The sequence below is a fragment of the Lacrimispora sp. genome, from assembly GCF_047605665.1.
GTDB lineage: Bacteria > Bacillota > Clostridia > Lachnospirales > Lachnospiraceae > Lacrimispora.
Genome location: NZ_JASGFH010000022.1, coordinates 43111 through 56348 on the forward strand (window position 1 = coordinate 43111; position 13238 = coordinate 56348).

Annotated in this window: 10 protein-coding genes; 1 reads left to right on the forward strand and 9 read right to left on the reverse strand. The window is 47.6% G+C overall.

The genetic code is table 11. From position 1 onward, the window contains the following. Positions 1-5 precede the first annotated feature (5 nt). Together QM657_RS16500 and QM657_RS16505 are read right to left on the reverse strand one after the other, a co-directional pair. On the reverse strand, positions 6-902 hold the full coding sequence (locus tag QM657_RS16500) for a carbohydrate ABC transporter permease (RefSeq protein WP_415067798.1): 897 nt from the start codon (positions 900-902) through the stop codon (positions 6-8). A gap of 84 nt (positions 903-986) precedes the next feature. After that, positions 987-2363, reverse strand: a complete 1377-nt coding sequence (locus QM657_RS16505) for an ABC transporter substrate-binding protein (protein WP_415067799.1) — start codon at positions 2361-2363, stop codon at positions 987-989. 257 nt (positions 2364-2620) lie between these two features. Between QM657_RS16505 and QM657_RS16510 the strand changes: the two genes are divergently transcribed. After that, entirely contained in the window at positions 2621-4822 is a 2202-nt protein-coding gene (locus tag QM657_RS16510) for an extracellular solute-binding protein (protein WP_415067800.1), read from the forward strand. A gap of 93 nt (positions 4823-4915) precedes the next feature. Here the strand turns inward: QM657_RS16510 and QM657_RS16515 are convergent, their stop codons facing one another. From QM657_RS16515 to QM657_RS16545, 7 genes are all read right to left on the reverse strand, one after another. Further along, a complete protein-coding gene (locus QM657_RS16515; RefSeq protein ID WP_415067801.1) occupies positions 4916-6301 on the reverse strand; it encodes a Sapep family Mn(2+)-dependent dipeptidase in 1386 nt (461 codons plus the stop codon). A gap of 33 nt (positions 6302-6334) precedes the next feature. Beyond that, a complete protein-coding gene (locus QM657_RS16520) occupies positions 6335-7321 on the reverse strand; it encodes an ABC transporter ATP-binding protein (RefSeq protein WP_415067802.1) in 987 nt (328 codons plus the stop codon). Next, positions 7311-8300 (reverse strand): ABC transporter ATP-binding protein, encoded by a 990-nt coding sequence (locus QM657_RS16525; RefSeq protein ID WP_415067803.1) that lies wholly within the window; start codon positions 8298-8300, stop codon positions 7311-7313. The genes QM657_RS16520 and QM657_RS16525 overlap by 11 nt, the downstream gene beginning before the upstream one ends. 80 nt (positions 8301-8380) lie before the next feature. Next, entirely contained in the window at positions 8381-10039 is a 1659-nt protein-coding gene (locus tag QM657_RS16530; protein ID WP_415067804.1) for an ABC transporter substrate-binding protein, read from the reverse strand. 93 nt (positions 10040-10132) lie between these two features. Then, positions 10133-10999 (reverse strand): ABC transporter permease, encoded by an 867-nt coding sequence (locus QM657_RS16535; RefSeq protein ID WP_415067805.1) that lies wholly within the window; start codon positions 10997-10999, stop codon positions 10133-10135. 56 nt (positions 11000-11055) lie between these two features. After that, positions 11056-12009: an ABC transporter permease gene (locus QM657_RS16540; protein ID WP_415067806.1), complete on the reverse strand. Its 954-nt coding sequence runs from the start codon at positions 12007-12009 to the stop codon at positions 11056-11058. A gap of 32 nt (positions 12010-12041) precedes the next feature. Then, complete coding sequence (locus tag QM657_RS16545) at positions 12042-13019, reverse strand: uroporphyrinogen decarboxylase family protein (RefSeq protein ID WP_415067807.1); 978 nt, start codon at positions 13017-13019, stop codon at positions 12042-12044. Positions 13020-13238 lie beyond the last annotated feature (219 nt).

Below are 13238 nucleotides of genomic sequence, written 5' to 3' on the forward strand. Positions count from 1 at the left end.
CTCCTTTAGTTATAATGTATTTTTTTATCCTGGCTTAAGAACCTGGGAAGGGCAACAATCATGAGCAGAACCAGCATGACCGTTGTCAGGGCCGCCGATATTCCATAGTTGAAGTTGGTAAAGCCCTGCTGGTAAATGTAATACAAAAGCAGTGTAGAAGCATTGTTAGGGGCGCCCTCGGTCATGATCACCACGTGATCCACCAGCTTAAAGCTGTTGGTCAAAGCGATGGTGGACACGAATAAAAGGGTGGGGGCTAAAAGAGGAAAGGTGATCTTCCTAAAAACAGTCCAGGGCCCTGCCCCGTCAATTCTGGCGGCCTCATTCACCTCCGTAGAAATGCTCTGAATGCCTGATAAGAAAAATACCATCAGATAACCGGCTTCCTTCCACACATACATAAATGCCATGGCAGGAAGAACCGTCTTTTTGCTGGACAGCACATTGGCAGGCTTAAAGCCCAGAGTCCCCAGCATCTGATCGAACAGTCCGTTCTTTGCCATATAAATAAACATCCAGATGCTTGCGATGGCGATCATGGGCATGATCACAGGATAGAAGTAAGCTGTTCGCACAAATCCGGTCATACGGCTTTTTCTGTTTACCACCACTGCCAGGAAAAGTCCTACCACCATGCTTGGGATAATGGTGATGAGGGCGAAAAACAGGGTATTGCCCATGACCTTCCAAAAAAGAGCGGAACCAGCCAGGTTGATGTAATTTCCCAACCCGGTAAACTCCGGTCCCTTCATTCCCAGTTTGTATTTTGTCAGGCTCAAATAAATGCTTCTGAAAACAGGATAAACGGTAAAAATAAGCATAAAAAACAGAGAGGGGGCAACCAGGAGCCATGCCAAAAGGTTATGCTTTAACTCCCGCTGCTTTTTTGTTTGTATTTTCATATTCACCTCCGTCAGGGCATGTCCCTGAATAAACAGGGAGCCGCTGCATCACGAGTGATCTGCAGCGGCTCCGGCTGCTGTAAGTTACTGATACTCTGCCAGAATCTCTGTTGCCTGTTCCTGGGCAGCCTGCAAGGCTTCCTTAGGAGTGGCATCGCCTACGACTGCTGCCTGGATGTTGTCATTTAAAATTCTCCAGATTTCAGCCGCATTGTAAGTGGTAAGCTCTGGTTTGGAATGCGGAATCTGCTCGTAAGCAACCTTAGCCTGAGGAAGCTCTTCATAATACTTCTTTAACAGGTCTGTCTCATAGCAGGATTTTCTGGTAGCTACATAGCCTGTATCCAGAGACCACTGAGCTGCTCTCTCTGTATCTGTTGCGAAACGGATGAATTTCCATGCAGCCTGAACTCTGTCCTCAGAAATGCCGTTTGAAATGTAGAAGTTTCCGCCGCCTGTAGGAGCTGCTGTTCTCTTGTGCCCCGGAAGGAATGCGGTTCCGAATTCAAATTCAGCGTTCTTGCTGATGTTTGCCATGTTTCCTGTGGTGTGGTAGATCATAGCCACTTCTCCAGCCAGGAACTGGGTGGGAAGGTCTGTCCACTGTACGATGCCGGGAGCCATGATCTTATGCTTGTTCTGAAGGTCCAGCCAGAACTGAAGGGCTTCTTCATTTTCAGGAGTGTCAAAGAGAACGGCCTTTCCGTCTTCTGTTGCCAGGTTTTCACCGTTTGCGCTGTTTTGAAGGGCAAAGCCTGTGAATCCCCACTGGGCAGAACCTGAGTTTAAAGCAAGGCCCACGCCGTAGCGGTTTTCATTGGTCAGCTTTGTGCCGTATTCCACCAATTCTTCCCAGGTTGTCGGCGGTTTTTCCGGATCGAGTCCGACTTCTTTAAAGGCATCCTTGTTGTAGAAAAGAACCATGGTGCTTCTCTGGAAGGGGATGGAATAAATCTGGCCATCCACGTAAGAGTCTTCCATAAAGCCCTCTAAGAAATCTCCGATGTATTCCTTTCCGTCTTCGCTGGAGGCGATGAGGTCATCGAGAGGCATAGCCATACCGGTAGATGCCATGGTAAAGCGCTGGGTTGCAAGGCTTACGAATACATCCGGGGGAGTTCCTCCCTGAACGGCAGTCTGGATTTTGGTGACCGTATCGTCGTAGTTTCCGGTGTAAACAGGCTCCACCACGATATCGGGATTTTCCGCATTAAAGTCCTTACAGATCTGCTCAATCAGTGCTGCTGCCGAACCGCCTACCTGAACCGGGTAGTAAAAGGTGAGATGAAGGCCGTCGCCGCCTTCCGCCTTTGACTCGGCGCTCTGGGAACTTTCCGCCCCTCCGGCCGCAGAAGTTCCTCCGGCAGTATTTCCGCTGTTTCCACTGTTTCCGCATCCGCTTAACATGGAAGCGGAAAGGGCAAGACAAAGTGCTGCTGCTATTACTGACTTCTTTTTCATTTGTTTCCTCCTTTTTTATTTTTACTTTATGGTGAGTAAATTATAACATTGTAATTGAAACGTGTCAATTATAATTCAATATTTTTATGTGTAAAATGCATGTAAATTATATCAGTATTTAATTCAAACAAAACACATTGCACAAGTTAATCTTTTTAATGTATAATTAATAATTGAACGTTGTTCAATAATACATTTGAGATTGTTGTTTTTTTGGGTGTATGGTATAGTATGGATGAGAAATACAGGAGGATACTATGGCTACAATTAAGGATATCGCAAAGCTGGCAGGGGTTGCCCAGGGGACTGTTTCCAACGTTCTAAACGGAAAAGGCAATGTCAGCAGCGAAAAAATAAGACGCGTTATGAATGCCGTTCACCAGTTGGGATATGTGCACAATGAACGGGCCGCCCTGCTGCGGAAGGGTTTTAACGATTCTCTTGCAGTTATTATGCCGGATTCTTCAGCCAAGCAGTACCAGGACTTTTATTCCGGATTTAAAAATTATGCCCAGAGCCACGGATTTACAGTGACCCGGCACTTAACTCATGAAAACACGCCCTTAAGCGAAGAAGAGGCCTTAATTGAGGCCAAAACACTTCAGGCAAAGGGGATCGCCTGCATTTCCGTGGCAGCGGGTACTCTCCACGAATCCACTGTTTATAAAAAGGATGTGGATGTCTCGGACATGGTTTTCATCGAGCACAAGCCATCCTTTGGCGGGGATTTTATCGGCTTTAATTATGAAGAGGCAGGAAGGCGGATGGGGCGTAAGGCTTTGGACCTTGGCTATACCAGCGTATGCCTTTTGACGGGAAATCTCTGTTTTTCCAATGAAGCCGACTTTTACCGGGGATTTATGGAGGCCGCAGGAAAAACCGGCTGTCAGGTGACCCATATCCAGACAGACCCCTTCCGCAAATACCAGAATATCATGCAGATATCGGGCGATTCCATGCCCCAGGCTTTTTTTATTTCCAATTACGGCTTTGCAGAAAGCGTAAAGGACATCTGTTCCACCTTTTACGATACCAGGGAAGGGCTGGACATCTATACGGTTTCCCCTGTATTCACCATGCCTGAAAATGATTTCACCAAGTACGAGATGAATTACCGCCAGTTGGGAAAGGTTGCAGCCGAAGCCCTCTTAAAAAAGACGGGAGAGGAAAAGGAAGGCTTTGGACAGCGGCTTTTGGAAAGCAGCGGCTTTCGCAACTGGTATTCCAATATCATAGTCCCCAAAGAGCCCAGAACCTTAAACGTCATCACCCTGGACAGCCCGGAAGCTTATATCATGAAAAGCTTTTCCCACCTGTATACGAAAAAAAGCGGCATTGACGTGAATATCTGCATTTTTTCCTATGATGAGATTTACGAAGCCTTTAACATGATGAACGCTTCCTCCAATTACGATGTCCTCCGCCTGGATGTGACCTGGCTTTCCTGGTTTGCCCAGAAGCTTTTGATGCCTTTGACGGATATTGACCCGGATATTGAAAACAGCTTTGACGACTTTTTGGAGGGAACCCCGGAGCGCTACGCCAGAGTCCACGAAAAGGTTTACGCCCTGCCCTCCACCCCCAGCGTTCAGATTCTCTATTATAGAAAGGATTTGTTTGAAAGCCCTATTTATAAAAGGATGTATTTCGAGCAGTTCCGCACCGAACTGGTGCCTCCCAGAACCTTTGAGGAGTTCAACCGGATCGCGGCATTTTTCACCAGGGAAATCAATCCCTCCTCTCCCGTGGAATACGGGGCTACGGTCACCATGGGCTCCACAGGAGTGGCCGGTTCTGAATACCTTGCAAGGCTTTTCAGCCATCAGGAAAATTTATACGACGGCAAGGGGCAAATCCGTCTCGATTCGGAAATCTCCCTCCAGTCCTTAAGGGAGCTGACGGAGCTCAAGCGCTGCACCCAGCCCGATTACTGCGGCTGGTGGACCGATACGGCCAAAAGCTTTGCCTCAGGAAACTTTGCCATGTCCATTCTCTACAGCAACTATGCCGGTCCCTTCCTGGACAACACCTCCAATGTGGTGGGCAACATCGGCTACACCATGATGCCGGGAGCCAATCCGGTCATCGGCGGAGGCAGCCTTGGAGTGTCAAAGTATTCCTCCCAGCCGGAAAATGCCCTCTCCTTCATCCGGTGGATGTGCAGCGAGCCCATTTCCTCGGCAGCCTCTCTTTTAGGCAGCACCTCTCCCTGCAGGAAGACGTATGAAAATTACGAGGTCATGAATAACTTCCCCTGGATGAGCCTGTCCAAAAAATGCTTTCCGTTGACCAAGGGAAACCGCATTCCCGGACACGCAGGACTGCCCTTTGACGAGAGAAAGTTTTTAAACATTCTGGGAATGGCCGTGAAAGATACCTACAGCAGCGTATCAACCCCGGAAGAAGCTCTTAGAAATGCCCAGGAACAGTTGGAAAAACACTTTCAATGCAAATTTTAAAAACAAAAACGGAGCGGGTTCAAACGAACGCCGCTCCATTTATTAACAAAAAACCATTGTAAACATCAATATGATCCGGAAGAATCTCTTTCCTCAAACTAATTCATCAAGTTTTCTGATTGCATCCACATATATTTCAAATGCAGCTTTTAAAGATTTGATCTCAGCGTATTCATCCGGCTGATGGGCGCTGCCCCGCGTTTCTCCAAACAGCTTTTTGCCTCCCGGCATTCCAGGGCCAAATCCCACGGCATGTTTCAGCTTTCTTGCGTATGTGCCCCCGCCCATTACATAGGGCTTAAGTTCCATTTTTAAATGATCATTGCAAATTTTCACTAACTCAGCCGCAGCCGGTGAGTCCGGGTCTGTAAAACAGGGCTTATTATCATGAATCTTTTCAATGAAGAAACCGTATTTCATCAGGCTGTTTTCAATACGCTTTATCATCTCATCATAATCCGCTTTTACATTATAGCGTATGTTTATATTCTGCCGGAAAACCTTTCCGTCATACCGGGCCATCCCGCCTACGTGGGTCAGTTTCCCGGACAGGCTGTCTTCAAAGGGAATATCAAGCCCTGCTCCGTAATAATCACCGAAAAAGGATACCACTGCCTTCATCACTGCGGCAGCCGCCGGGTCAAGAATATCTGCCTCCAGAAGAATCTTAGCCAGCTTAACCTCCGCACTTTCTGAGCCTTCCGGAAAGGCTGCATGTGCGCCGATTCCTCTTACGGATACTGAATACCGCCCGTTTCCCAAGCTCTCGACTGCGGCACCTGTACCGGACAGCCTTTCCTCCATATCTCCAGAATCAGCAATGACCGCACTGGCCGAGGCAGGCACGGAATTGGACATGATGCCCGACTGAAACCACGTTAAGACTTTACTGTCCAACCGGCAGGCAGCATCAATTTCAAGAATCCCTTTTTCTCCATTACAGACAGGAAACTGCACATCCGGAACAATGGAAAATTCAGGTTCTCCATAGTGTTCCGTGTAATAGGAGATATCCTCCATACCCTTTTCTTCGTTTGAGCCGAGGAAGAAACGGAAGCTGTGCCTGGGCTGGTATCCGGTCTCTTTCAGATACCGCAATGCGTAAAGTGCGGACATGAGCGAGCCCTTATTGTCCGAAGAGCCCCTTCCAATGATCACCCCATCTTTCACTGCCGGCTGGTATGGGTCGCTGCTCCAGCCATCTCCCGCAGGAACCACATCCGTATGCCCAAAAAGTCCGATTTCACTTTCTGTTTCCCCATTCCACAGTAAGCTCGCACAGTATCCCTCATGATTATATGTCTGAAATCCCATCCGTCTTCCTATTTCAAGGGCCTTTTCCAATGCCTCCAGGCAATGCTTTCCAAACGGCATTCCCTTAACTTGCGTTCTCTCGCTGACGCTCGGTATCCTTACAAGCTCACAGATATCGTCTATAAACTCTTTTTCATGCTCTTCCATCCAGGTCTTTGGTCTCATAGCATCGGCCTCCTTTTATTCCCCAGCCATCTGTTATTCTGTCTTATTAAGCAAATGACAGGCTGCGCAATGTTCTTTTGCCACCTCAGTCATTTCCGGCTCTATGGTTTTGCACCGCTCCATCACATATTTACATCTGCTGTGAAACAGGCAGCCAGAGGGCGGATTATACGGGCTGGGAAGATCACCTTCCAAGAGGATGGGCTCTCTTTTGACGTCCACATCCGGAATTGGGATTGCTGACAGCAGGGCCGCTGTATAAGGATGCTTTGGATTATTGTATAATTCGTCCTTGTCCGCAATTTCCACAATCTTTCCCAGATACATGACGGCAATCTTGTCGCAGAGAAACCGCACCACGCTTAAGTCATGAGATATGAACAGATACGTGAGCTTAAATTCTTTCTGGAGATCCTTCATTAAATTCAGCACCTGAGCCTTGACCGACACATCCAGGGCAGAAACAGGTTCATCACAAAAAATAAATTTGGGGTCGAGAATCAGAGCACGGGCTATGACAATACGCTGCCTTTGTCCGCCCGAAAACTCATGGGGGTATTTGCTTAGGTACTCCTCCCGAAGCCCTACCTTTTCCATAATGCTTTTGACCTTTTCCAGCTTCTCATCAGCGCTTTCTTCTGAAAAGACATCCAGGGGAGCCTGTATCAGCTCCCGCACCGTCATCCTGGGATTCAGCGAAGCGTACGGGTCCTGAAAGATGATCTGGATTTCACTTCTCAGCCTGCGCATCTGCTCCGGAGGAAGGGAGGCCAAATCCATACCCTTGTACATCACCTTTCCCTCCGTGGGTTTTAAAAGCTGGACGACCGAGCGGCCCAGAGTGGATTTCCCGCAGCCTGATTCGCCTACAATGCCAAAGGTTTCTCCTTCCGCAATGGAAAAAGACACATCATTGACTGCCTTAACCACCGTTCTGTCCTTCTTTAGCAGACTTCTGCGGCCATAAAAAAACTTCTTCAAATTCTTTACTTCCAATATTTTATTACGTTCAGCTTTCATAAGCATTACCGCCTTTGCCCTCATACATAAAACAGCAGACGCTCCGTTCCCCGTCATGATACATACGCGGCCTCTCTGCCCTGCACCTCTCGGATGCGTACCCGCACCTCTCGTAGAATCTGCACCCATCAGGCATTGATGTCAGGGTTGGAACCGTTCCTTCTATCGTAGATAACCGGTCTATATCCTTGTCCCTGCGGGGAATGGAGGCCAGAAGGCCTTTCGTATAAGGATGCCACGGGTCCCTGAAAATATCGCGGACAGGCGCATATTCGATAACCATTCCGGCATACATGACCATAACCTTATCAGCCATTTCCGCCACAACTCCCATATCGTGGGTAATGAGCATAATGGCAACTCCGGTTTTCTCCTTCATCTCTCTAAGCAGTTCCATAATCTGCGCCTGAATGGTCACATCAAGGGCAGTGGTCGGTTCATCCGCAATAATCATGGGAGGATTTTGAGCCAGAGCCATGGCAATCATCACCCTCTGTCTCATTCCGCCCGAAAGCTGATGGGGATATTCCGAGTATCGTTTTTCCGGGGAAGGAATCCCTACCTTTTTAAGCATTTCGATGCTTCTTGCAGCCGCCTCTCCCTTGGGGCAGCTATGATGCACAAGGAATGCCTCAGACAATTGTTTTCCAATGGTCTTGACAGGATTTAGGGAGGTCATGGAATCCTGAAAAATCATCCCTATGCCTTTGCCTCTGATTTCCATCATTTCGCTGTCAGATATCCTGGATATATCCTGTCCCCGGAACAGGATTTCATCTGCCTCAATTTTTGTGGTTGTCTTTGGTAAAAGTCTTAGAGCAGACATGGATGTCACGCTTTTCCCACACCCTGATTCACCCACAATTCCCAGGGTTTCCCCCGGATTGAGGAGGAAGCTGACCTCCTCAATCGCAGGGACCCATTTCTTGTTAATTTTAAAGCAGGTTTTCAGATTTTTAACTTCCAGCAAAGGCTCCATACAATCCTCCGTTCCTTATAAGCACTTCTCCGTATGACTTAAGTTTTACCTCAGAAACAATTTACAGCCTCGGTAATCCTCTACTCTGTAACAGTCCAGTTCCACACATCCCTGTTAAGCTGTGAGTAATCCTGGTTATCCTTGATATTTTCTATCCGTTTATTGTGTGCAAACAAATTATTCTGGAAATACAGGAAGCAAAACGGAACCTGCTCTGTCAAAAGCCCCTGATATTTGTCATAAGAAACTTTCCTGTCCTCAAAGCTGAATGCCTGCTCGCCCGCTGCACCGGTATCGTAAATGGTCCAGTCACTTAAATGTGAGAAGTTATTGATATGATCCGGTTTAAAATTGATGACACATTCCGATGGGTCAGGAGAGCCTCCAGAACCGATCAGGCCCAGGTCAAATTCTCCGTTTCTCACTTTTGTAAGATGGGCTGCAAAATCGGCTGATTCAATTTTTGTCTTTATGCCGATTTCCTGTAAGTTCTGCTGGATAATCACTGCGGCCTGCTCCCTGATGGTATTGCCTGTGGGCACTGAAAATACAAGCTCATGGGAACCATCCCATCCGGCTTCCTTTAAAAGCTCTTTGGCTTTGTCGGTGTTAAGCCCCACATTGACAACATCATTATAATACTTATGCTCCTTGGAGAACGGGCTGAAAGCGGCCTCTCCCTGGCCCTTAAGCAGGCCGTTTACAATCGCTTCCCGGTTGATTGCCATATTGATGGCCTGTCTGACCTTTGCAGGAAGATAATCCTTTGAGGTATTGATTGCCATGTACTGATAACCGACAGTCTTTGTTGATTCACACACCAGGTTCTGCTGCTGCTTTGCCATATCCCAGTCAGAAAGAGGGAGGGAGGCCACATTTCCCGCAAGTATGTCGATTTCATTGTTCATAAGTCCCGAAAGCAGGCTTGGTGTAGCAACGACCTTAACAACAAAACGGTCCCAGTCCGGGCTCTTAAGATAATAGTCCTTATTGGCTGCAAACTCTATTCTTTCACCGCTGATCTGGCTTTCGTAGACACAGGGACCGGAGCCCACAGGCTTCTCCCAATAGCTGCTCTCACGGATCTTATCCAGCGGAGTGTCTCCCAGCAAATGCTTGGGAAGGATATAAATATCCCGGAATTTAATGAAGAAAAGGAAATCCATATTAGTTGGCTGGGCACAGGTGAATTTCACAGTATGGGAATCCACTGCCTCCACCTGAAGGCTGTCGTCGCTTTCTTTAAAGCCTGCAAATGGGCTGACATTATTCTGCCTGACAGCCAAAACCGTGGGAGAACCGTATACCTTGCAGGTAAATACCACATCATCTGCCGTCACTGGCTGGCCATCCTGCCACTTGGCATTTTCATTCAAATGCACGGTCAGCACCTTATTATCGTCGCTCATTTCCCATGAATCAGCCAGCCGCGGCTCGTACGTTCCATCCTGCTTTAAATAGACAAGCTTATCAAACACCATATCCAGCACAGTATCGGAATATGAACTTGTGGTGTCAAAGGGGACCAACGTATCCCAGGCCGAAACCATTGCCATGGTAATTGTCTTTGGGCCGGACTTTTCCGTGCCGGTGCCTGCTGTCTCTCCCACTGCGGTGCTGGACTCAGGTGCACTTCCTGCAGGAGCTGTGGTTTTGCCGGAGTCTGCTGATCCGCAGCCGGCAAGAGCTGAAACGAGAAATAACATTGCCATTCCTTTGCTGATGATTTTTTTCTTCATAACTGCTTCCCTTCCTTTTCATTTAATATTGACTTTCATGTGCAGCCGGAGGTATGTTTTACCAATCCGGCGGCAACAGAGCATCCCTTGTTTTTATATCTTCATTTTTGAATCAAGCGCATCTCTTATTCCGTCACCCATAAAATTGATGCTCAGCACAGTCAAAACCAATGCGATACCTGCCGGCAGCCACATATACAGCTTTGTGGAAAGCACGCTGATGGACTGTGCATAATACAGGATATTTCCCCACGAGGCAGCGGGAGGCTGTACCCCAAGGCCCAGAAAACTCAAGGAGGATTCTGTTATGATGGCCTGAGCCGTCCGGAAAGTGAAAGAAATGATGACAGGCGCCAGAGAATTGGGCAGTACATAGCGAAGCAGTATTGTCTTATTTCTGGCACCAATTGCCCTTGCTGACTCCACATAATCCTTTTCCCTTATGGAGAGGACGCTTGCATATATAAGTCTGGCGAATTCAGTCCACCCCAGAAAGCCGATCACAAGAGTGACTGTAGTCAGAGACTGGCCTAAAACGCTGGCCAGCACCAGTATCAGTATCATGGTGGGAAAAGACATGAATATATCCGCACACCGCATAATTACCGTTTCCGCCCACCCTCTGAAATACCCGGCAATCAGCCCCAGGGGAACCCCGATCACCAGACTCACAAGAGCCGAGCATATGCCCACCATCAAAGAGACTCTGCCTCCGAAAATCAACCTGGCAAACATATCCCTCCCCACATCGTCACAGCCGAGAATGTGCTGGGCAGACGGGGCAGACCCGAAATTCATATAATCCATGGAATATGGATCTAATTTTATGGCATAAGGCAGAAGAATAACGCATATCACCTCTATAACCAGGACAACAGTGCCGGCCATTGCCAGCCTGTGGGCAAGAAATTTTTTGAGCACATCACGGAAGTATGAGCTTTTGTTCCTTTGTTTTTCCATACTTTGCCTCCAGCCTTCCAGTCGCAAACCTTCCTGTATACAAAAAGCTTACCGCCCTATGAATACCGGATTTTAGGATCAAGCAGACCATATATTAAGTCTACAATTATATTTCCAATCAGAACCGCCGCCGCTATGAATACGGTGATTCCCATGATTGTGGGATAGTCCCGTGAAGTAATCGATAAAACCATTAAGCTTCCAAGGCCGGGCCATGCAAATATCTGTTCCGTCACCACAGCACCTCCTACGAGGAACGGGATCATCATACCGATCCTGGTGACTACAGGTATAAAAGCATTTTGCAGCCCATGTCCGATCAGGATGCGGTTTTCTTTTACCCCTTTCGACCTGGCCGTCCTTATATAATCCTCTTGCAGCACATCAAGCATGGCACCGCGCGTCTGCCTGATCAGGCTGCCTACCTGCTGTAAGGAAAGCACCAGCATGGGAAGAAACAGGTGATGCAGGAGCATACCGACGCTGCGGCTTCCTGAGGTATCGTACATACCGCCGCTGGGAAATGCCTTCACTAACACAGAAAACAGATATACAAATACAAGACCTGCAAAGAAGTTGGGTATAGCTGCTCCTATAAAGGACAGTGCGGAGGAAATATAATCCCAGGCCGTATACGGCTTATAGGCTGACATAATCCCAAGGGGTATTGCGATCAAAACGGAAAAAGTCAGAGAGGAAAACGTGAGCAGAAGCGTGGGGCCGATCCGCTCCCCAATATCCGCCCACACCGGATGGCCTGTCCGGTAGGAAATCCCCATATTCCCCTGAAGCAGCTCTAAGAACCATTTTAAATACTGTATGATGACCGGCTGGTCCAGGCCAAGCCTCTGCCTCATCTGCTCCATCTGCTCGGCAGTTGCATTAGGGTCATTAAAAATCATTTCAAGGGGCGTGCCTGGGGCCAATGAGGATAATACATAAACCAAAATTGTTATTCCTAAAAATGTCGGTATCGAAATTAATATTCGCTTTCCTATATATTTCAGCATTCACAGCCCTCTTTCTAAAAATGAATCCAGCCTTACAGTCTCCTTGCCTCTTCCACAGCGGCCCGTACCAGTTTTAAGTCCTGTTCCGTAGCCAGGGTGCAATCCGCTCCCAGAATCAGCCCTTTTCTTCCAAACCCTTCAATAATTCTTTTTGCCTCTTCTCTTACGGCAGCCTCATTCCCGTCTACAAAAACACCGCTTCTGTTTTCAAATCCTCCAAGCACCGCCTTCCCCGGAAAAAGCCTCTTTCCTTCTTCCAAAGCCATAGGGGCTTCATAAACTCCCCAGTTTACCACATCTGCCAGTGCGGCGTAATCTTCGTCATAACGCTCCATGTTAAGTCCTGATTTGCACATATGAAGGAAGCAGTACCCGCCGGCATCCTTAATTGCTTTCATGATCTGTAAGTCAAAGGGCTTAATCCATCTCCTGAACTCCTCATCCGTAAACCATTTGGTCTCCGCACCCAGGGACGCATAATACACGGAGTCCGCCCCCACCTCTTTGACATACTTCCCGGCCAGTATACACAAGTCCTCTGCAATCAACTGCATGGCGGCCAGCATCTTTTTCTCATCCCAACGCAGGAAATCCGCCTGCATCTGTCTCACTTCGCTGTAATTATACCCTTCCCCCATTCGTTCCAGCGGGTGGATGCCGGAAGCACAGATTCCATGAATGGTTCCCATGGTAAAGGCATCTTTATCCGCCCGGTCAACAATCCGTTTAGACATCTCAAGCTGATCCGCAATAAAGCCGGTATCCCTGGTTATGGCAGAAATTTTCTCATAATAATCCGCCGGCGTCCGAACCATCCCATGTTCAGGCAAAAGATGCTCATTCATAATTTTGATGATGTCCGTATCCGTTTCTTTAAAAAATTTCAGATGTGCCTCCACCGCTTTGCTTCCTGTCGCCTGATCCTGCGGAAAATGAAGGGCAAAGCTGGATGGTATTCCATCAGCTTCCTTTCCCTCAATTACAGCTATAACCCGTTCTCTTTTTGTCATTGCTGATCCCTCCCATTTCTCTAATATGATTAGTAATACTATAACAAATATTCTCAGCAAATGCAATAGCACTTTCACACTTTATATAGTTTTCTCTAATTTTCGACATACATTTTGTGCAATAAGTATATATTTACGATACAGCAAAAACCTCTAAATTCATCCAGCGTTACCCATTGCAGCTCTAAAGGCATAAAAAGGCCGGAGGAAAATCCGAAT